This window comes from Mucilaginibacter sp. BGA-UO-ETr-C110, from assembly GCF_059567985.1.
The window spans coordinates 1,871,994-1,893,359 of sequence record NZ_JCAQPB010000002.1; the positions used below are offsets into that span (position 1 = coordinate 1,871,994).

General features: G+C 39.8%; 11 protein-coding genes. 10 read left to right on the forward strand and 1 reads right to left on the reverse strand.

Annotated features, from left to right (window positions below):
- Position 1 precedes the first annotated feature (1 nt).
- From AC57BQ_RS08810 to AC57BQ_RS08840, 7 genes are all read left to right on the forward strand, one after another.
- Positions 2 to 2,167, forward strand: a complete 2,166-nt coding sequence (locus tag AC57BQ_RS08810; protein WP_496405918.1) for an exopolysaccharide transport family protein — start codon at positions 2 to 4, stop codon at positions 2,165 to 2,167.
- A 205-nt stretch (positions 2,168 to 2,372) separates the two neighbouring features.
- Positions 2,373 to 3,893 (forward strand): O-antigen ligase family protein, encoded by a 1,521-nt coding sequence (locus AC57BQ_RS08815; protein WP_496405919.1) that lies wholly within the window; start codon positions 2,373 to 2,375, stop codon positions 3,891 to 3,893.
- A 4-nt stretch (positions 3,894 to 3,897) separates the two neighbouring features.
- Positions 3,898 to 4,512 carry an acyltransferase gene (locus tag AC57BQ_RS08820; protein WP_496405920.1) on the forward strand — a complete coding sequence of 205 codons (615 nt, stop codon included), beginning with the start codon at positions 3,898 to 3,900 and terminating at the stop codon, positions 4,510 to 4,512.
- Between the two features lie 10 nt (positions 4,513 to 4,522).
- Positions 4,523 to 5,869 (forward strand): lipopolysaccharide biosynthesis protein, encoded by a 1,347-nt coding sequence (locus AC57BQ_RS08825; protein WP_496405921.1) that lies wholly within the window; start codon positions 4,523 to 4,525, stop codon positions 5,867 to 5,869.
- A gap of 2 nt (positions 5,870 to 5,871) precedes the next feature.
- Positions 5,872 to 7,083 (forward strand): glycosyltransferase, encoded by a 1,212-nt coding sequence (locus AC57BQ_RS08830; RefSeq protein ID WP_496405922.1) that lies wholly within the window; start codon positions 5,872 to 5,874, stop codon positions 7,081 to 7,083.
- A 30-nt stretch (positions 7,084 to 7,113) separates the two neighbouring features.
- A complete protein-coding gene (locus AC57BQ_RS08835; RefSeq protein ID WP_496405923.1) occupies positions 7,114 to 8,301 on the forward strand; it encodes a glycosyltransferase family 2 protein in 1,188 nt (395 codons plus the stop codon).
- 56 nt (positions 8,302 to 8,357) lie between these two features.
- Complete coding sequence (locus tag AC57BQ_RS08840) at positions 8,358 to 11,015, forward strand: non-ribosomal peptide synthetase (RefSeq protein WP_496405924.1); 2,658 nt, start codon at positions 8,358 to 8,360, stop codon at positions 11,013 to 11,015.
- Positions 11,016 to 11,063: 48 nt separating this feature from the next.
- Here the strand turns inward: AC57BQ_RS08840 and AC57BQ_RS08845 are convergent, their stop codons facing one another.
- Positions 11,064 to 12,203 (reverse strand): acyltransferase family protein, encoded by a 1,140-nt coding sequence (locus AC57BQ_RS08845; protein WP_496405925.1) that lies wholly within the window; start codon positions 12,201 to 12,203, stop codon positions 11,064 to 11,066.
- Positions 12,204 to 12,427: 224 nt separating this feature from the next.
- Between AC57BQ_RS08845 and AC57BQ_RS08850 the strand changes: the two genes are divergently transcribed.
- The 3 genes from AC57BQ_RS08850 to AC57BQ_RS08860 all read left to right on the forward strand — a co-directional run bounded on the left by AC57BQ_RS08850 (position 12,428) and on the right by AC57BQ_RS08860 (position 21,365).
- Positions 12,428 to 13,351: a glycosyltransferase family 2 protein gene (locus tag AC57BQ_RS08850; protein ID WP_496405926.1), complete on the forward strand. Its 924-nt coding sequence runs from the start codon at positions 12,428 to 12,430 to the stop codon at positions 13,349 to 13,351.
- A complete protein-coding gene (locus tag AC57BQ_RS08855) occupies positions 13,348 to 14,520 on the forward strand; it encodes a glycosyltransferase family 2 protein (protein WP_496405927.1) in 1,173 nt (390 codons plus the stop codon). Before AC57BQ_RS08850 ends, AC57BQ_RS08855 begins: the two co-directional genes overlap by 4 nt.
- A gap of 224 nt (positions 14,521 to 14,744) precedes the next feature.
- Positions 14,745 to 21,365: an amino acid adenylation domain-containing protein gene (locus AC57BQ_RS08860; protein WP_496405928.1), complete on the forward strand. Its 6,621-nt coding sequence runs from the start codon at positions 14,745 to 14,747 to the stop codon at positions 21,363 to 21,365.
- Position 21,366: the final 1 nt, after the last annotated feature.

Below are 21,366 nucleotides of genomic sequence, written 5' to 3' on the forward strand. Positions count from 1 at the left end.
AATGGAGATAGCTAAGTTTTTTAAACTTTTACATAAATATAGAAACACTCTTATTATCGTCCCGCTGGTAACGATAATTGGTTCATTTTTTCTGGTTAAAAATCTGCCTAACAATTACATTTCCCATGCCCAGATAGCAACTGGTATTGTTGATGCCTCGAGGCACTTGCTTGATAAAGATGACAATGTAAATGCCCAGGAGCAACAGGTTTTTCGTGAGTTTAGCAACCTGATTGCTATTATGAAACTCAAGAAACTGATCAATCAGGTTTCTTACCAGCTCATGATCCATGACCTGAGCAACCCTACCCCATTCCGTAAATTCAGTAAGGAATTAACCGGGCTACACTCTTATGAGCGTGATAGAGCCCTTGTAGTATTTAAAAGTAAATTCCAAAGCATGGAACCTTTATCGCTTTATGATAAAGAAGAGGATAAATTAAATGATATCCTCATATCCATGAAATATGATGAGCGTTCAATCATGAAAGAGCTTACCATATCACGTGATGAGGATAGCGATTTTATCTCGGTGAGTTTTGATTCAGAAAACCCACAATTATCCGCTTTCACAGTTAACACCCTATGTAATCAGTTCATAGCCTACTACACTCAAAATGTGAGGCAAAATGAAACAAATGCTGTAAATTTCTTAGCAAAACTCCTCGAAGAAAAAAAGAACGCTTTAAGCAAAAAAACAGAAGAACTACAGAAATATAAGATACAGAACGGCGTACTTAGTCTTGATGAGCAATCAAAAGCTATTTTTGGCCAGATCATGGTTTATAACGACAAAAAGTTACAAGCTGAAAAAGACATTATCTCTTACGATGGGGCCATTAATGCTATTAACAGCAAGTTTCAGCCTGGCGACAGAAAGTATGTTGAAGCCTCGGTAAGTAAATATAACCAGGCTATTACTGCGACCCAGGATCAGCTTCATATCCTGGAAGACAGGTATGTACGCAGCGGGTTTAATCCTCGTTATAAAAACACGATAGATTCTGTTCAAAATGTTCTTACTGCCCAGGTAAACCAATCGTCAGATAAGTATCTTACTAATCCTTTGGTAGCCAAGGATGATCTGATCCACCAAAAACTAACCCTCGAAATATCAAGAGACCTGGCCAAATACAGCGTAAAATCAATTGATAATGAGCTGGCCAGCCTTAATGCAAAATTCTCACGCCTGGTACCATTTGACGCTACAGTAAAAACCTATGATTTTGATATTGATATTGCCGGCAAGGAATATCTCGACGTTTTAAACAGGTATAACGAAACTAACCTAAAGTCTAACTTCTCAATCAATCTGAGACAGGTTGAAATTGCTACTCCCGATGTGGCACAACCATCAAAAAAAATATTCCTTATTGCTCTGAGTGTTATATTAAGTGTGTTTGCTTGTTTATTGGTACTATTTGTACTGTTTTATTTGGATAAAAGCATTCAGGATCCGTCAGATCTGGTTAATAAAACACAATTACCTTTATTGGGCTATCTGAACCGCATTAAAGGCGAAAATATCGACCTGAAAAAACTTTGGGATGTAGAACACCGGGATAAAATGAAGCAATTTAAAGAATTGATCAGATCGGTGCGGTTTGAAATTGACCAGGAGTTACAGGGAGACAAAGTTATTGCTATAACCAGTTTAAATGCAACAGAGGGTAAAACCTTATTGGCTATTAGTTTAGCTTACTCTTATTCCATGATCAATAAAAAGGTATTATTGATTGACGGGAATTTTGATAACTCTACCGTTAGTAAAACAGCCTTGCCTGGTGTATATGTTGAGGATTACTTTAAAAATAACCCGCTTAATGCACATGTAGTGAATAGCAGTACAGCTACTGTACTTGGAAATCATGGCGGAGATGTTACCTTATTTGAAATTGGAGATGAAACCTTTGTGAAAAATCGTTTTGATGATTTTAAGTCAAAGTATGATATTATCATTATTGATACTGCTCCATTAACCTCTTTAAATAAATCAAAGGAGTGGTTATTGTTCGCCAATAAAACCCTTGCAGTTTTCGAATCGGGTAAAAGCATCACTAACAGCCAAAAGCCGGATATAGCCTATCTGCGAGGCCTTAATCATAAATTCGCGGGGTGGGTACTTAACAAAACCGATTTCAATCAGAAAAAAGAATCAGCATCATAAACTAAAGCCTTTCGGTAGAGGTTAGTATTGATGTAAAACTACCATAGCTATGAGGTTGGAACCAAAGAAACAGGAACTTGACCCATTTGAGAATTTAAGTTCCCTGCAAAAAAAAACGCGTAAGGCTGCTATCGTTGTCGCTTTTATTGGATCATTTGCCTGGGTAATTAAAATTCTATTTTTTTAAAACCTATAATAACAGCAAATGCTGAATAGTATCAACAATAGTAATGAAACAAAGCCATCACTTTGGAAAAGCATGTTAATACAAAAGCTATCCAACAAAGTGGTGATATTGTTATTGCTGTTAGCTTCGCTGTTCTTTAGCTATATCGTATTTAAATTCGGGATAATTGGCGGCGGCATAGTTTTAATACTACTTGTTGGCATTCCCATATTATATGGCATTGTAGCCTATCCTAAATTCGGAATAGCGATCCTTATTTTCGTCTCATTTTTTATAAATTATGTTTCAGAGATAGTTCCGGAAACAGCTCCGATAGGCATACTGCTCGATGCAATAACGTATTTGTTGATCCTTGGATTTTTCATCAAACAAAAGAGAGAGCATGATTGGTCGCGCTTTAAGAATCCTATTAGTTATATTATTCTCATCTGGCTGGCATATAATTTTATTGAGGTAATAAACCCCTGGGCTACATCAAGGCTTGCCTGGGTATATACTGTACGTACTGTTGGTTTCATCATGATGATGTACTTTGTATTTGTTTATCACATCAGATCTGTTGATTTTATAAAGTTTTTGCTGAAACTATGGCTTGCTTTTTCCTGTATTGCTGCGATATCAGCATTTCAACAGGAAAACTTTGGCTTTTTTGGATTCGAAAAAAAATATTTGTACGCGGATCCTTTACGGGTGAGCCTGCTTTTTATCAACGGGCATATGCGTAAATTCGGTATTTTCGCAGATCCGGTTACTTTTTCATATAACATGGTTGTTGCCGCTTTGCTTTGCATCGCTTTAATTATGGGTAACCATAGTTTACGTAAAAAAATGGCACTGGGCTTTATGGCTGCGTTTTTTCTTTTTGTGATGCTTTATTCGGGCACCCGGGCCGCTTATGTGCTTGTACCAGCATCACTCCTCATGCTCGCCGTACTAAATTTCAATAAAAAGGTGATGTTATTTGCTGTTACAGCAGGTTTAATGCTTGGCTTTTTAATAGTAATGCCTACTTCAAACCCATTGATCAAACGATTCCAGACAGCATTTAACCCTTCTGACGATCCATCATACAATGTCAGGGCAGAGAACCAAAAACGGATAAAACCTTACATTTTGTCGCATCCTATTGGTGGTGGACTTGGTTCTGTTGGTGTTTGGGGGCGCCGGTTCTCACCAAATTCTGAATTATCAAAATTCCCTCCGGATAGTGGCTACGTACGTGTCGCAGTTGAGATGGGCTGGATCGGGTTGATTCTTTTTTGCACATTAATATTCATCGCCCTTTATAACGGCATTAACTACTATTACAAGATCAAAAACCCGGAGCTCAAAAACTACTGTATGGCCATGATATTGATCATTTTTGCTTTCAATATCGGTAATTTTCCACAGCAGGCATTGGTACAATATCCAAGTAACGTCCTGTTTTATTTGGCCATCGCTATCATAGTAGCGTGTATGCGTTTGGATAATGACGAACAGTCAAAAATTATAACCCGACCACCTCTGAATGAACACAAATTACAAAAATGGAGTTAAGTAAATGGCGTTAGTATCAACAATAAAGTCAAACCCTGGTTTAAAGCGCTTTGTGCACTGGTTAATTGTGCGCAGTGGCGAAGCTAAACCCAGGTTATGGGTGCGCTGGTTTGTTAATCCATTTTTTCATAAACGAGGCAAAAGATCGGTTGTAAGGTTTAAAGTCCGGTTGGACATATTTCCCTTCAACAACTTCTCCCTGGGTAACAACAGTATTATTGAAGATTTTGCCACTATCAACAATGGCGTTGGTGATGTTATTATAGGGGATAATTGTGGCATTGGCATCAGTAATGTATTGATAGGCCCGGTAAACCTGGGCAATTACGTGATGCTTGCCCAAAATATTGTGCTTTCCGGGCTTAACCATGGTTATGAAGATATCACTACGCCACCGCGCTTACAAAAAGTAACTACCAAACAGATCTCCATTGCTGATAATGTTTGGATAGGAGCCAATAGTGTGGTAACAGCTGGTGTTACCATTGGTAAGCATGCCATTATTGGCGCCGGCAGTGTGGTTACTAAGGATATACCCGAATATAGTGTAGCGGTTGGAAACCCGGCAAGGGTGATCAAGAGATACAACTTCACAACTAACAGCTGGGAAAAAGCGTAACAAATAATACATGGGCTTTCTTAAAAAGGTGATCAATAAACATACGCTCTCTTTAGCCAGCAACGCTATTATGCCCGTGTTGGGCATGGCCATACTATCGCTGATGGCCCGCTACCTTTCCAAAGCTGATTTTGGCGATTATATCTTTTTCCTGATCGTATTTACCCTGGCTGATACCTTTCGTACCGGGTTTATGCAAACATCGCTCATCAAATTTTACGCGGGCACCGATAAAATAAGAGCGGCTAACATAGCAGGTTCGGCCTGGTACCTCGGCTTTATGATCGTACTGGCATTTGGCATAGGAAATCTGTTGATGTACTTTTTCTACTTCGGTAATAATCCGAATATGTTCATGATCATCAAGTGGTTCAGTGCCATATTTCTTTGCACACTCCCTTCGGCTATAGCCATGTGGACATTACAGGCTGAGGAACGCTTTGATAAATTGTTTCTATTGCAACTGGTAAACCAGGGAGGCTTTTTTATACTGATACTGCTGCTCATCATTTTTCATCGGGCCAGTTTTCAAAATGCACTATATAGTTATCTTATTAACAACATTCTGAGCAGTGTGATCACCATAATTATAGGCTGGTCAAAGGTAAAAACCATCAGCAGCAAAAGCTGGGCATCGATCAAAGAGCTGACACACTTTGGTAAATTTAGCGTGGGTACTTCCATCAGTTCCTACCTGTTACGCAGTTCAGATACCTTCATCATTAAAATGATGTTTCCATCCGAATTGCTGGCTGTTTATTATATCCCCCAGCGCCTTATGGAGATATTTGAGATACCGCTAAGGGCCTTTATTGCTACAGCCTTGCCTGTGATGTCAGCAGCGGTTCACCGTGAAGATAAACAGTATGTATCCTACATCATGAAAAAGTATGCGGGTATGCTTACTATAGCACTGATACCTGTCGCTATAGTTTCGTTCATAGCTGCTGATCTGATCATTGGGCTACTTTTTGGTGGTAAATACCAACATTCGGATGCTGGTAACATCTTTCGCATATTCATGTGTTTTGTAATGCTGTTACCTATTGATAGATTTTTTGGGATAACACTTGATATCATTGGTAAACCGCAGTTAAACATGATCAAAGTATTTATTATGCTGGCTGTAAATGTTGCCGGGGATTTCGCGGGGATATTCATCTTTCATAGTCTTTATGGCGTGGCTATTGCTTCTATATTCACGTTTTTTTCTGGAGCGATATTTGGTTATTGGGCCCTTAAAAAACATTTGGAATTCAAGATCGGGGATATTTTTAAACTGGGGTACATTGAACTCATGGAATTGTTAGGCATATTGTATCAAAAACTGCGAAAAAAGGAGTTGAAGCAAGACTAATCATGGAGTTGAAAAACAGGCATATCATTATATTTTCGCAAATGCAGTTTGACGGCCGCCTGGAGTCGACTAATTATACCATGGCCAAACACCTGGCCAAAGACAATTATGTGTATTATGTAGACCGCCCTTTTACCTGGAAGGATTATATCAAGTTTAGAGACACCAAAGAGTATAAGATACGTAAACCACATTTTTTTTCATCAGCCAACAGTTATATTCAAACCGATATTCCGAACCTCAAAATCATTATTTCGCCCCCGGTACCTTCCATTAATATGTTGCCTGAAGGCGCTCTGTATCGTACAGCGGTCAAATTCAATGAGAGTATTGTGGCAAAAAGACTCAGGAAGGTGATTAAGAACCTGAATATTAAGGATTATATCTACATCAATTCTTATAACTATACCTATCCCACTTTTCATCAATTGATAAAGCCAGTATTAACCGTTTATCACTGCGTTGATCCTTTGGTTGAAGAATACCAGGTCAGGCATGGACTGATATCTGAGGATATGGTAGTAAAAAGTGTTGATCTGGTGATTTGTACCAGTAAACAATTAAGAGACAGCAAGAAAAAACTAAACGGTAACTCCTTTTTTATTCCCAACGCGGCAAACATAGCGCACAGCCAAAAAGCGCTTGATCCACAATTGCCCGTGGCTGATATTCTATCGGACATCAAAAAACCGGTGATCGGGTATTTTGGAAATATAGAACGACGTATTGATTACGATCTGCTTGCCGAAGTGCTACAGCAAAACCCAGATAAGAACTTTGTTTTTGTGGGCCCTGTTGATATCGACTATTTAAGCCATCCCATCTTCAAAGCACCTAACATATCTTTAAAGGGCGCGGTACCTTATGAGGAGATGCCAGCCGTTTTAAAAGGTTTTGATGTGGCTATTATTCCATTCAAAAAGGATGAAGTAAGTAATGCTATATTCCCACTAAAACTATTTGAGTATCTGGGCTCTGGACGGCCTGTAGTGTCAACCGATTTTAATATTGATCTGCGCGAGTTTACAAGCGACACTGTAACCTACTGCAGCAATGCTATTGAGTTTTCAGCCGCTTTGGATGCAGCCCTAAATGACACTCCCGACCTGCAGCAAAAAAGACTTGCGGTCGCTGCAGAAAACACCTGGGAGCACCGGATTTTGGAGATCAAAAACTTATTGGCATTAAATTTAGATAGAAAGCTTAATAGCTAACTTATATATAACGCCTCTTAGATAACAAACATGGATATTATAAAGCTAATAGCAACGATAATTATGGATGTGCTTTTTATATACCTGGGTGTATACAGCATTTATCTATTTATTTTCTCAGTTGCGGGGAAATTAATACCCATTAAGCAGCCACCAGTTGCTTCTTCGTTAAGTCGGTTTGTAATTTATATCTGTGCTTATAAAGAAGATGAGATTTTATTAAACTCTGCCGCAAGTGCCTTAACTATTGATTATCCCAAAGACCTGTTCCACGTTTGTATCATAGCCGACTCACTTCAACCAGAAACCATTGCAAAGTTAAAACAAATGCCTTTGCAGGTTTTAGAGGTTTTTTTTGAGAATAGCACAAAGTCGAAAGCATTGAATAAAGCTATTGAAAACACAGCCGAAGGTTTTGATGCAGCTATAGTTTTTGACATCGATAACGTTGCTGCACCTGACTATCTGCACCAGATCAATAACTGGTTACAAACCGGCGAACGAGTGATACAGGGGCATCGTATAGCCAAAAACACCAACACCCAGGTAGCTGTGCTGGATGCTATAAGCGAAGAGGTTAACAATCACATTTTCAGGAAGTCGCAGTGGGTATTTAAACTATCGGCAGCTATAATTGGTTCGGGAATGGCATTGGAATATCAGCTATTTAAAGAAACCATGGCTAAAATAGACGCTGTGGGAGGTTTTGACAAGGAGATGGGATTAATACTCACCCGGCAAAAAATAAGCGTGGCGTATGCCGAAAAAGCTTTGGTTTATGATGAAAAGGTGAGTAATCCTGAAGTATTTAAAAAGCAACGCAAAAGATGGTTATCTGCTCAGTTCAATCTGCTACGTAAATATGGCAGCAGTGGATTTGGTCAACTCTTTTTACACGGAAATTTCGATTATTTCAATGAGATATATCAAATGTCCATATTACCACGGGTATTGATGCTGGGACTGATGCCTTTTATGCTACTGATTTCCTTCCTGCTTACTGGCGTAGGTCCGCACTGGCAGCTATGGCTTATCGCAACACTTTGCTGCTATATTGGTATTGTTGTTGCTATACCCGGAGAGTTCTTTAACAGGAAACTTTTTAGCGCTGCATTAAAATTGCCGCTGATATTTTTTACCATGTTATTGTTACTATTTAAATTAAAAGGTGCCAATAAAAAATTTATACATACACCTCACGATCATACTGCCGCTTAATTACATATATAACACTTGATTTGATATTAACCGGGTAAATAATTAAAAGTCTCACAATGACCGCTCCAGTAAATACAGATGCTATAAACACACTAAACAATACCCAGGCTCATTATCCGAAAGATAAAGCGCTGCATCATCTTATTGCTGAGCGTGCTGCTCAAATACCTGATAGTGTAGCTGTGATATTTGAAAATCGTTCACTAACTTTTAAACAGGTAAACGAAGCAGCAAATAAACTGGCCGCCCACTTACTTACATTTAATATAAAAACCGGCGATATTATTGGTTTATCAATTGATCGCTCACCTGAAATGGTAATCGCCCTATTGGCCATTCTTAAAACGGGCGCCGCTTATGTACCGCTTGACCCTGAATATCCAAAAGACCGGGTTGAGTTCATGATGGATGATTCATCAGCCAAAATACTGCTCACTTCTAAAAAATTTAAAGGGCACTTTATTTCAGGTGCTCAGGAGGTTTTAATAGAGGACGCTATCGATAAATTTGACAACTACAGTATTAATGATCCTGAAACTCTAGTTACCGGAGACGATCTGGCCTATGTGTTGTTTACATCAGGCTCAACCGGTAAACCTAAAGGCGTGCAGATCAAACACCATAACCTGGTAAATTTTCTGCTCAGCATGCAAAAAGAACCGGGATTAAAAGCCAGTGATAATCTGCTTGCCGTTACGACGATTTCATTCGATATCGCCGGGCTCGAAATGTTTTTGCCATTGCTAACAGGTGCCAAACTTATTATCACCGATGCCATTACAGCAAAGGATGGTCGCGCGTTGATTGATCTGGTTTCTGACCATCAGATAACCGTAATGCAGGCCACCCCTTATACATGGCGTGTAATGTTAGAGGCCGGCTGGGAAACTAAGTTCCCGCTCAGGATACTCTGTGGAGGCGAAGCACTCCCGAAAGATCTGATCAATAAACTCATTGCCCGTTGTTCTGAACTTTGGAATATGTATGGTCCCACCGAAACCACGGTATGGTCAACGGTAAAGCACATCACTAATGATGAAGATATTTCTATAGGTAAGCCTATCGATAATACTCAGGTTTATATCCTTGATGAGAAGCTGAATAACTTTACAGATGGCACCATTGGCGAAATATACATCGGTGGTGATGGTGTTGCAAAGGGTTATTTAAATCGTCCGGAACTTACAGATGAGCGTTTTGTTGATGATATTTTCTCAGGTATTCCTGGTAGCAAAATGTACCGTACCGGGGATTTGGGTAAGATACGTGAAGACGGCGAGATAGTTTGTCTTGGTCGTATTGATCATCAGGTAAAAGTACGTGGTTACCGCATTGAGTTGGAAGAAATTGAACAAAACCTTTTAAAACAAGATAATGTAAAACAGGCGGTTGTTATCGCCCGTGAAGATACACCCGGTAACCCGCGATTAGTAGGTTATATGATCATCAATGAGCAAAAAAACGACAATGATCTGCGAGCTCAATTTGATATCTGGCAACGGGGCTTACTGGAAGTGTTACCCGAATATATGGTTCCGGATGATTTTGTGATCATGGAAACTATACCGATCACCCCCAATGGAAAGATCGACCGTAAGGCATTACCAAAACCCAACTATAGTAATATACAACGTACCGGCGAGATAGTAGCCCCACGCACAAGTAACGAAAAACTGGTAGCCGATATCTGGACAGAACTTATGGGATTGGAAACCATTAGTATTTTTGATAATTTTTTTGAACTGGGCGGTCGCTCTCTGGTGGCTGTCAAGATCATGGCACGCCTGGAACAGGAAACAGGTAAACGTTTACCGCTGGCTACCCTTTTTGAACATTCCACGGTAGAAAAACTGGCCTCCAGACTGGAGCTTGATGCTACTTCCATTACATGGGAATCATTAGTTCCGATAAAGCCCAATGGCTCAAAAATGCCACTTTACATAGTACATGGCGCCGGCTTGAATGTGCTGTTGTTTAATGCACTGGCTATGAATATGGACGCAGAGCAACCGGTTTACGGCCTTCAGGCTAAGGGACTTAACGGTATTGATGAGCCATTGGATGTAATGGAAGAGATTGCCGCTAATTACATTGCTGAGATCGTGGCCAAAAATCCGGATGGGCCCTACGCACTTGCAGGTTACTCTTTAGGCGGTATCATTGCTTATGAAATGGCTAAACAGCTCATGGCAGCGGGTAAAGAAGTTAAAATGCTGGCCATGTTTGATACTTATGCAGATCTGTCAACTATTAATGACCATTTATTGAAAAAAGCATTTAATAAAGCAACGTTAGTTTTAAAACAGATTGGCTACAGCCTGGTATTGCTTGCAGAAGACCCTAAACGTACCATTGAGTATAAGAGCCTGATCATTAAACGGAAATTCATTAAGCTTTTCTGGAAAATAGCTCCCGGTAAAGACGAGAAGAAAGAGGGCTTTTTTGCTTATGATAACGAGATAGATGAAGCCAGTGAAAAAGCCCTGCGTAATTATATTTTAACACCGCTACCTATAGCCATTGAATTATTCAGAGCCAAAAAACGCACTTTTTATATGGCTGATTTTAATTTCCTGGGTTGGCGGCCATTTGCACAAAAAGGCGTTCATGTACATGAAATACCCGGTGAACATAACACCATATTTGCCCCACCAAACGACAAGGAGTTTGCCGTGGTATTACAAAACTGCCTTGATCAGGTATCAAAAAACTAAAAATTAACTATACTATTAACTGATCTGTCCCCCAATAATATTAATTTATTATTGGGTGATTTTTTGAAATCGTTTTTTGATCTTCAAAAATGGTTTTTCGTATCCATAATAAGAAGCCGAAGCCAAAGCAATAGTCCCTCCTATTGTTGCTATATAGATCATTATATTTTCGATAAACATACCTTCAGCAGGCAAATACTTTTTAACCAGATACAACACCAGGAATAACACAAACTTGTGCAACAGATATATGCCGTATGAAATTTGGCCGATGTAATCCAAATAACGATGATTTAAGGAATAGACGCTTGTTTTAGGCTCGCAGAGGTTTACAATAAGCAATGCCGACATAAAGGCTATCAAAACATCTCCATGAGGGATATCATAGTTAATATACAATCCCAGATAAATAACGTAGGTTACCAGCAATAAAACCTGGAACCATTTTTTAAAGATCACATTAAACAATGCTTGAAATTTAAAATCAAATTCCGGGTGTTTCGTATTGTAATAAATAACGGCTATCACCGCCCCTATCATCATATTATCATACCTGGCATAGTACAAAACTGTGTGCAGGATTTGATAAACACGGTTTTCACCAGCCAATTTTCCAAACACCAATTGAATAGTTATTATAAGGATAATAAAAAGCAACAAAGCATAAAGAATATGCTTCAGCTTTTTGAACCTGAAAAAATGTGGATGAAAAATATAAAATTGTTCTTCAGTACCAATTGACCAAATTGGATCCATAATTGCGGGTAGCAGGTTCAAACAAAAAGCAAGATTAGGTAAAAACAATACCGAGAGCCATAATGCCTTGCTTGATCCACCCGGATAAATGAAAAAGCCAAATAAAACTACCAGGAAATACAAGGGCCATATTCGCAAAAGCCTTCGCATGTAGAAAGCTTTAAAGTTAACGGCCTTAAAGTTTTTCTTTTCTTCCAGTAACAGATAAGTTATCAAAAATCCGCTCAGTGAAAAAAAAACGGTCACCCCGATCTTTCCTAAATTAAGCACGTTAAAATGCGGAATACGGGATATGTTGAAATTAGCCTTGTGTAATTCAATATGCGCTATAACTACCATAAGGGCGGCCAAAGCCCTTATCCCATTTAAATTGGGGAAGTATAATTTGGGGCGGTTTTTACTCAATGAAACTTGTTTCGTTCCATCATCCATAGCTATTCTATATTACAGGTTTAACTTTTAGATAATCTTTTCCATTTAAGAAACAACATTATAAACACCTATGTATCAACGGTGATCATTACAAATACAGCCCCATATTGTAACACATTGAATAATGACAGCCATGATTCAGATTACGCGCTTAACACTGCTATGGCTTAACTTTTGCTAATATTTATTCGTAAACGTATCACAGTCGGCATTAATAATTATACATGAAAAAAGTTTCTATTGTTACTGTAAATTTTAATCAGTCGGCTGTTACTGAAGATTTGCTGGAATCAATAGAAAAATTGAACAGCTACAAAAACATCGAAATTATTGTAGTTGATAATGCAAGTATAGCAAATCCCTTACCAGAGTGGTCTTTAAAATATCCTCACGTAATTTTTATAAGTTCAGAAATTAACCTGGGTTTTGCAGGGGGGAATAACCTGGGTATTAAAGCAGCAACAGGCGATTACCTTTTTCTGGTCAATAACGATACTGAATTTACGCCCGGGTTAGTCGAAAAATTGGTTCATGTAATGGACGCTAACCCTGAAGTGGGTATGATATCGCCTATGATCAAATATTACAGCGATAAGCAATTGATACAATACGCAGGCTATACGCCTATGAACTATTATACCTGCCGTAATACTTGCATTGGGTTAAAACAAAAAGATACAGGTCAGTATGATCATATTACAGGGCCTACTGCCTACTGCCACGGTGCTGCTATGATGATCAGGAAAGAAGCTGCGGATAAAGCCGGATTAATGAGCGAGAATTTTTTTCTATACTACGAAGAAGTAGATTGGTGCGAGCATATCATCAAGGCCGGATATACGGCTTGGATTTGTACGGGTGCGCTCATCTATCATAAAGAATCGGTTTCTGTAGGTAAAAAAAGCAGGTTAAAGGAGTATTTTATGAACCGTAACCGGATACTTTTTATACGCCGGAATGCACCACTTAGTAAAACGATGATCTTTTATATTTACTTTTTACTTCTTGTAGTGCCACGCAATTTAATAGCTTACCTTAAATCCGGGAACCGCAATTTTATACCCATGCTTTTGAAAGCCATTTGGTGGAATTTTACCCATTCAAAAAACAGTGCTGATTTAGGTTATCCCATTAATACCATCAAATGAAAATCACATTAGCCCTAAGTCTGATCATTGTATTTTACACCTTTGCAGGTTATGGGATCCTTTTATATTCCATCATTCGTATTAAAAGGGTATTCAAGGGTGTTAAAACGGTAGCCGAAGATCTGGACAACCTGCCTACGTGTACATTGGTAGTTGCTGCTTATAACGAAGAGGGTTTTATAAAAGATAAAATAGCCAATACCCTTTTATTAAATTACCCGGCAGGAAAGCTAAACCTGCTTTTTATAACAGATGGTTCATCAGATGATACACCAAACATCATAGCGCAATATCCACAGATCCATTTACTGCATCAACCACAGCGAGCCGGTAAAATAGCCGCCATACACCGCGCAATAGAGTTTGTACATACCGATGCGGTGGTATTTACAGATGCAAATACTTTTTTAAATAAAGATGCTTTAATAAAAATATGCAGGCATTACGCGGATACCACAGTTGGGGCGGTAGCCGGGGAAAAACGTGTACACTTTGATGAAAATGCGGACGCCAGTGCTGCCGGTGAAGGTTTTTATTGGAAGTATGAATCAGCTTTAAAAAAGTGGGATTCTGAACTTTATTCAGTTGTTGGTGCAGCCGGTGAATTGTTTAGTGTAAGGCGCTCCCTTTACCAACCCGTTCCGGTTGATACCGTACTGGATGACTTTATGATATCTATGCTGATAGCCAAAAAAGGATATCGGATAGTATACGAACCCGAGGCATATGCCACCGAAACAGCATCAGAAAACGTATCTGAAGAGTTAAAAAGAAAGATCAGGATAGCTGCAGGAGGTATACAATCTATTTTGCGTTTAAAAAGTCTATTTAATCCTTTTCCCTACCCGGTACTTTCATTTCAATACATCAGTCATCGTGTTTTACGATGGACAATAACTCCTTTTTTACTGATATTATCATTTGCACTAAATATCATACTAGCGCTTGAACCCGGCGCAACCGGGTATCAATTGCTTTTACTGGCTCAAATATTGTTTTATGTACTTGCGCTGTTAGGCCTTATTATGGAAAAGAAACAGCTGCGTGTAAAAGTATTATTTATACCATATTATTTTTGCGTGATGAATTATGCGGTTCTGGCTGGTATTATCAGGTATTTTACCAGCAAACAAAGCGCAGTTTGGGAAAAGGTACAGCGTAAACAATAGTTAACATTTAAGTGTGGGTTTAATACTAACCATTAACCTGGTTAAATTATTATCACCATTAATTAAATGCACACTTAATTAATTTTATTTCTTTAAATTAAAATATATAGATATATAAAACTTATAAATCGCTATCTTGAACGGGTTTAAAGCTCCTGCAATTAACTTTAAAAACCAATTAATAAAATGGTCTGGCCAATACAGATAGCCATCCTTGTCAACTCATGAATATCAATAACGGCAACGCAGCGACAGAGGATACAGATCATATTTATATGATCCACCAGTTATTTGAGCGTCAGCTAAATAAAACACCTGATGCTATTGCTGTTATTTACAACGGCGAAAGTATTACCTATGCCCATTTAAATCAGGCATCAAACAACTTAGCAGCCGTAATTTTAGCTCAAACCCCGGCTTCTGCAATAATTGGCGTAAGCACCAATCGCTGTATAGAAACTATCATTAGTGTATTAGCTATACTCAAAACAGGTAAAGCATATTTGCCTCTCGACCCGGATTATCCCAAAGACAGGCTTGAACAAATCATAACAGACTCTGGCATCGATACCTGTATGACCACCAAAGCTCAGGAACATTTATTTGAGGAGTTGCCTGTTAATATCTTATTGAGTGATAAAACTTATCCTGAGGTAGATTCGTTACCCCACATTGAAAACCCAGCCGGAGCTTATGTATTATACACTTCTGGGTCGACTGGTAAACCAAAAGGTGTACTGATGGGGCATGCTGCTTTAGTAAATCTTTTATTATGGCAAAAAAGCAATTCCATATCGACAACAGGCAGCCGGACTCTGCAATTTGCTCCGCTTACTTTTGACGTATCTTTCCAGGAAATATTTGCCACATTAATCACTGGCGGTACATTGGTACTCATAAACGAGGAATTGCGGATCGATCCGGTTCAATTACTACAATATATTGAATCGCAATCCATAAACCGGATCTTTTTGCCTTTTGTGGTACTCCAGTATTTAACAGAAGCTGCTATTGCTAATAATCATATTCCCGCTTGTTTGCAAGAGGTCATGACTGCTGGTGAACAATTGAAAATAACTCCTCAGATCATTAACTTTTTCAAAGCCTTGCCAGGCTGCGTATTGTATAATCAATATGGCCCCACAGAGACCCATGTAGTAACACAATTAAAGTTAGATGGTGATACTTCGTTATGGCCGTTTTTGCCAACTATCGGAACCCCTATCAATAATACAGACATCATTATATTGGATGAAACATTACACAAACTTCCTGTAGAAGAAACCGGAGAACTTTGTGTTGCTGGTATAAGTTTGGCAGAAGGGTATTTAAATAAACCAGAGCTAACGACCGAAAAATTCATCAACTGGCAGGAAAAAGAACATCAAACCACCCGTATTTATCGCACCGGTGATCTGGCCCGTTACCTACCAAATGGTAATATTGAATATTTAGGCAGAAAAGACTCCCAGGTAAAGATCAGAGGGAATCGGGTAGAATTGGGCGAGATAGAGGTATTATTAAATCAACTTGAAAATATCAGGCAGGCAGTAGTGATTGCGCAGGAAGATCAGTCCGGACAAAAACGGTTATTGGCTTATCTCGTTGCATCAGGTGAGCAACAAAGCACAGATAAGGTACGTCAGCATCTGGAAAACCAACTCCCTGATTTTATGCTCCCCTCAGTTTATATCTGGTTAGATGAGTTACCCAAAACCACCAGCGGCAAAGTAGACCGCAAAGCATTGCCCAGCTCTAATTTGCAAAGACCTGAGCTTTCCACATTATATAAAGCGCCATCCACCCCCATCGAGAAAAATATCGCTTCGGTTTGGATGAATTTATTGCAATTGAATAAGATTGGTTTGGATGATAATTTTTTTCAGCTTGGGGGCAATTCCTTATTAGCCTTAAAAACAATAGCCGAATTAAAGCAACAACACAATTATTCAGTTGCGGTAACAAAACTTTACCAATACCCTACTGTGGCCGGTTTAGCAAGTTTGCTAACTGGTACAAATAAGACAACACTGCTCCCAATACGTAAGAAAAGCAAGGATAATAATACCAATCGAGATGTGGCGATCATAGGTATGGCCGGCAGATTCCCTGGGGCTAATACTATCGATGAGTTTTGGGAATTATTAGTCGAAGGTCGTGAAACAATCAACTTTTTCAGTGTTGATGAAATCGATAAAAGTATTCCATCTAATATTAAAAACAATCCTGCTTACGTAAAGGCCCGCGGCATTATTGATGGAGCCGATGAGTTTGACGCCGAATTTTTCGGTTTCAATCCCCGGTCAGCAGAGCTGATGGATCCTCAGCACCGCGTGTTTTTAGAAATAGCCTGGGAAGTATTGGAAAAAACCGGGCACCTACCTCAAAAATACGCTGGCACCGTTGGCGTTTTTGCGGGATGCGGATACAATACATATTATGATAACAATGTTTTAACCAATCCCGAGATTGTTGAAAAGACAGGCCATTTCCAGGTAAGATTACTAAACGAAAAAGACTATATAGCCACCCGCATCGCTTATCAATTAAACTTACAAGGCCCTGCGGTAGCTGTCTATGCGGCTTGTTCTACATCTTTATTAGCAGTAGCACAAGCGGTAAGTAGTATTCGCGATGGACAATGTTCTGTAGCTATTGCAGGGGCAGTATCTATCACTTCACCTATAAAAAGTGGACATCTTTACGAAGAAGGATCGATCATGAGCAGCGATGGTCATTGCCGTCCGTTTGATGCATTGGCAACTGGTACCGTTTTTAGCGATGGTGCTGGCGTTGTTTTATTAAAAAGCATGGAAGATGCCCTGCATGATGGCGATACGATTTACGGTGTTATAAAAGGCGTTGGTGTTAATAATGATGGTGCAGTAAAAAGCAGTTTTAGCGGCCCAAGCGCGCTAGGACAAGCCGGTGCTATAGCAATGGCTATAGACGATGCCAGAGTTGACGCTTCTTCCATTAGTTATATCGAAGCTCACGGAACGGCCACCCCTCTTGGCGATCCCATTGAAATAGAAGGTTTGAATCTTGCTTTTGGCAAACAGGATAAAAAGCAGTTTTGTGCTATTGGTTCTGTAAAAAGTAATATGGGGCACCTTACAGCAGCCTCTGGCGTAGCTGGTCTTATCAAAACGATATTGGCCCTTCGCAATAAGCAAATCCCTCCTTCCCTGTTTTATCAGCACACCAATCCAAACATCGATATTGACGATTCCCCCTTTTATGTAAATGCAAACCTAAAACCCTGGAATACGAACGATATCAGACGTACAGGTGTAAGCTCATTTGGAGTGGGTGGAACTAATGTTCATGTGGTTGTAGAGGAGTTTGAAAGCAAGGAGGTATCCGCGGGAACAGATAAACCATGGAAACTGATCAATTGGTCGGCAAAAACAGAAAACAGCCTTAATAATTATGCTCAAAAATTGGGTGGCTATATTTCACATCACAAAGAAGCTGATCTGAATGATGTTGCCTATACATTGCAAACTACAAGAGCCGCGTTTAATTTCCGCAGATTTACAATAGCTGCCAATAATGATGAGTTGTTGGCGAAATTAAATGCACCACAGCACGACTCTTCGTATTCCCAAAACTTAAAAACAGAGGTCAGCGGTGTTGTATTTATGTTTCCGGGACAAGGCTCTCAATATGCGGAAATGGGTATTGATCTTTATCGGAACGAGCCTGTTTTTGCTAAGGCGGTAAATGAATGTATAACCTTACTACAGGGAACAATCCATGAAAATCTGTTACAGATCATGTATCCTGCAGCACCAGATAGTCGATCGCACGAAAAAATAAAACAAACTTTAAACGCCCAGCCTGCCATATTCATCCTCGAGTATGCCATGGCCAAATTATGGATGAGCCAGGGCATACAGCCCGAAGTATTAATTGGCCATAGCATTGGCGAATTTGTGGCTGCCCATTTAGCTGGTGTATTTAGCCTTAAAGATGCGTTGATCATGGTATCTGAAAGGGCGAGATTGGTAAATGGCGTGTTGAAAGGAAGTATGTTATCCGTAAGATTAGCAACTGATAAATTGAGCGAACTATTACCCGAAGGTTTATCTATCGCTGCCATTAACAGCCATAAATTATCCGTTGTTGCAGGTCCGGATGAATTGATCAATACATTTGTCGGTGATCTGTCTGAAAAAGGTATTCCGAGCCGTTTGCTGGTAACCAGTCACGCTTTCCATTCATCCATGATGGACGGTGTTATTGCCCCATTTGAAGCAGTAGTAAGATCAATAAAACTAAATGCACCTGTAAAACCAATAGTATCAACTGTAACCGGTAACTGGATGAGCGCTGCAGAAGCTACCGATCCGAATTATTGGGCGCAACACCTGCGTAAAACTGTTCGCTTTGCCGATGGTTTGGATACTTTACTGAAAGATGAAAACAGGCTTTTCCTGGAAGTTGGCCCGGGAAATATATTAGCCACATTAACCCGTCAGCATACTGCAGGCAAAAATGTTGCTATCCTATCAGGATTTGAAAAAACAGAAACCCTAAACGAAGAGTATTCCGTGCTTAAGGCCCAGGGGCAGCTTTGGTTAAACGGAGTAGAACCTGGCTGGGATATTGTTTATCAGGGTCAAAACAGAAAAAAGATCGATTTGCCAACTTATGCCTTCGATCATAAACGATATTGGCTCGAGCCAGCAATTATTACCAATAAAGTTGAAACAGTAGCCAATGCTTCCGTACAGCAAACAGAAAACACTATCACGCAAACTACACCGATGAGAAAAGATATTTTAATTAATAAACTAAAAGAAATATTTGAAGATGCGGCCGGTATCGAAATTGACGCGGCCAACACTGGATTGAGTTTTATTGAAATAGGATTCGACTCTCTTTCGCTAACACAAATTGCCACAAACCTTAAAAAGACATTTAATATACCCATCACTTTCAGAAAGTTATTTGAAGAGTATAACAGCTTAAACCTGCTGGCATCTTATTTGGATACAAACCTGCCTGCTGATGTATTGAAACCAGAGGTTGTTGCGCCCGTAGCAGCATCGCAACAACAAACATTTACCCCACTGTCTGTAAATAACGGCACAGGAAATAATGATCTGATCATCAGTTTAATATCCCAACAGCTACAATTACTTACCAATCAGCTGGCATTAATACAAAACGGAGGAAGTATTCAACAATCCGCTTCAGTTCAAAACCATAGTACGCCTGCTATCACTTTTGCAAAACCGCAGCAAGTAACCTATGAACTTACGCCTGAAGAACAGGTAGAGCTAAAAAAACCTTTTGGTGCAACCGCCCGCATTGAAAAGCAAACGTTGGAATTGAATGATAAACAAGCGGCATTTTTAAAGGATCTGACCGCCCAATACAATGCCAAAACCGGTGCCAGCAAAGCGCAAACCCAAAAAGATCGCCCGTATATGGCCGACCCGAGAGTGGTTAGTGGTTTCAGGCCTTTAACCAAGGAAATTGTTTATCCCTTGGTGGTTAATCGCTCCAAAGGCAGCCATGTATGGGATATTGATGGCAACGAATATATCGACGCTTTGAATGGTTTTGGGTCAAACTTTTTAGGCTATCAAACAGATTATCTCAAGAAAGCGGTTCTGGAACAGGTTGAAAAAGGTTATGAAATAGGTCCGCAGCATGAACTTGCCGGCGAAGTTTGTAAGCTGATCACCGAGTTTACCAATTTTGACCGTGCCGCTCTTTGTAATACGGGCTCCGAGGCTGTTCTTGGTGCCATGCGCATAGCCCGTACCGTTACAGGCCGGTCGCTTATTGTAGCTTTCAGCGGATCTTATCATGGTATTAATGATGAGGTTATCGTTCGTGGAACCAAAAAATTAAAAACAGTACCAGCCGCGCCGGGTATAATGCCTGAAGTGGTACAAAACATGCTGATACTGGATTATGGTACCGAAGAATCCTTAAGAATAATAGCCGAACGGGCGCATGAACTGGCAGCCGTATTGGTGGAGCCTGTTCAAAGCAGAAGGCCTGAGTTTCAGCCGATAGCTTTCTTAAAGAAAGTAAGGGAGATAACCCAACAATCAGAAACCGTTTTAATATTTGATGAAGTGATAACGGGTTTCCGTATGCATCCGGGTGGTGCACAGGCCTTATTTGGCATCAAGGCAGATCTGGGGACTTACGGAAAAGTTATCGGTGGTGGAATGCCTATCGGAGCTATAGCAGGCATCAGCAAGTATATGGATGCTTTAGATGGCGGCAACTGGCAATATGGTGATGACTCAACACCGGAAGCCGGTGTTACTTACTTTGCGGGTACGTTCGTTCGTCATCCTTTAGCACTGGCGGCTGGCCGGGCTTCGTTACTATATATGAAAGAACAGGGTCCTGCACTTCAACAAGGACTAAACGCACACACTAAACGATTGGCTGACGCTTTAAACGCCATTTGCGAACAATATGGTATTCCACTATACATACCTTATTTCGGCTCATTATGGAAGATAAAATTCAAATATGAGTTAGCTTACGGCGAGTTGCTATTTACCCTTATGCGCTTAAAAGGCATCCATATCTGGGACCTTTTTCCTTGTTTTTTAACCGCAGCGCATACCGATGAAGAAGTAGACCAGATCATCAGTAAGTTTAACGAAAGTGTTGTTGAATTGATAGAAGCTGGATTTATGCCTTCAGAAAAGCCGCAACAAACCAGTACTTCATCAAATGGGCTACCAACTGTCCCTCCTGTTTCAGGCGCAAAGCTTGGGCGGGATAAAGATGGTAATCCAGGCTGGTTTATCAGTGACGAAGACAATCCTGGAAAGTATTTACAGGTAAAAATTAGCAACAACTGAT

What these genes read in the sequence shown, in the direction of transcription:
- AC57BQ_RS08810 (WP_496405918.1), top strand. Translation starts at nt 2, where the DNA reads ATGGAGATAGCTAAGTTTTTTAAACTTTTACATAAATATAGAAACACT.
- AC57BQ_RS08860 (WP_496405928.1), top strand. Translation starts at nt 14,745, where the DNA reads ATGAATATCAATAACGGCAACGCAGCGACAGAGGATACAGATCATATT.
- AC57BQ_RS08855 (WP_496405927.1), top strand. Translation starts at nt 13,348, where the DNA reads ATGAAAATCACATTAGCCCTAAGTCTGATCATTGTATTTTACACCTTT.
- AC57BQ_RS08830 (WP_496405922.1), top strand. Translation starts at nt 5,872, where the DNA reads ATGGAGTTGAAAAACAGGCATATCATTATATTTTCGCAAATGCAGTTT.
- AC57BQ_RS08845 (WP_496405925.1), bottom strand. Translation starts at nt 12,203, where the DNA reads ATGGATGATGGAACGAAACAAGTTTCATTGAGTAAAAACCGCCCCAAA.
- AC57BQ_RS08825 (WP_496405921.1), top strand. Translation starts at nt 4,523, where the DNA reads ATGGGCTTTCTTAAAAAGGTGATCAATAAACATACGCTCTCTTTAGCC.
- AC57BQ_RS08850 (WP_496405926.1), top strand. Translation starts at nt 12,428, where the DNA reads ATGAAAAAAGTTTCTATTGTTACTGTAAATTTTAATCAGTCGGCTGTT.
- AC57BQ_RS08820 (WP_496405920.1), top strand. Translation starts at nt 3,898, where the DNA reads ATGGCGTTAGTATCAACAATAAAGTCAAACCCTGGTTTAAAGCGCTTT.
- AC57BQ_RS08840 (WP_496405924.1), top strand. Translation starts at nt 8,358, where the DNA reads ATGACCGCTCCAGTAAATACAGATGCTATAAACACACTAAACAATACC.
- AC57BQ_RS08835 (WP_496405923.1), top strand. Translation starts at nt 7,114, where the DNA reads ATGGATATTATAAAGCTAATAGCAACGATAATTATGGATGTGCTTTTT.
- AC57BQ_RS08815 (WP_496405919.1), top strand. Translation starts at nt 2,373, where the DNA reads ATGCTGAATAGTATCAACAATAGTAATGAAACAAAGCCATCACTTTGG.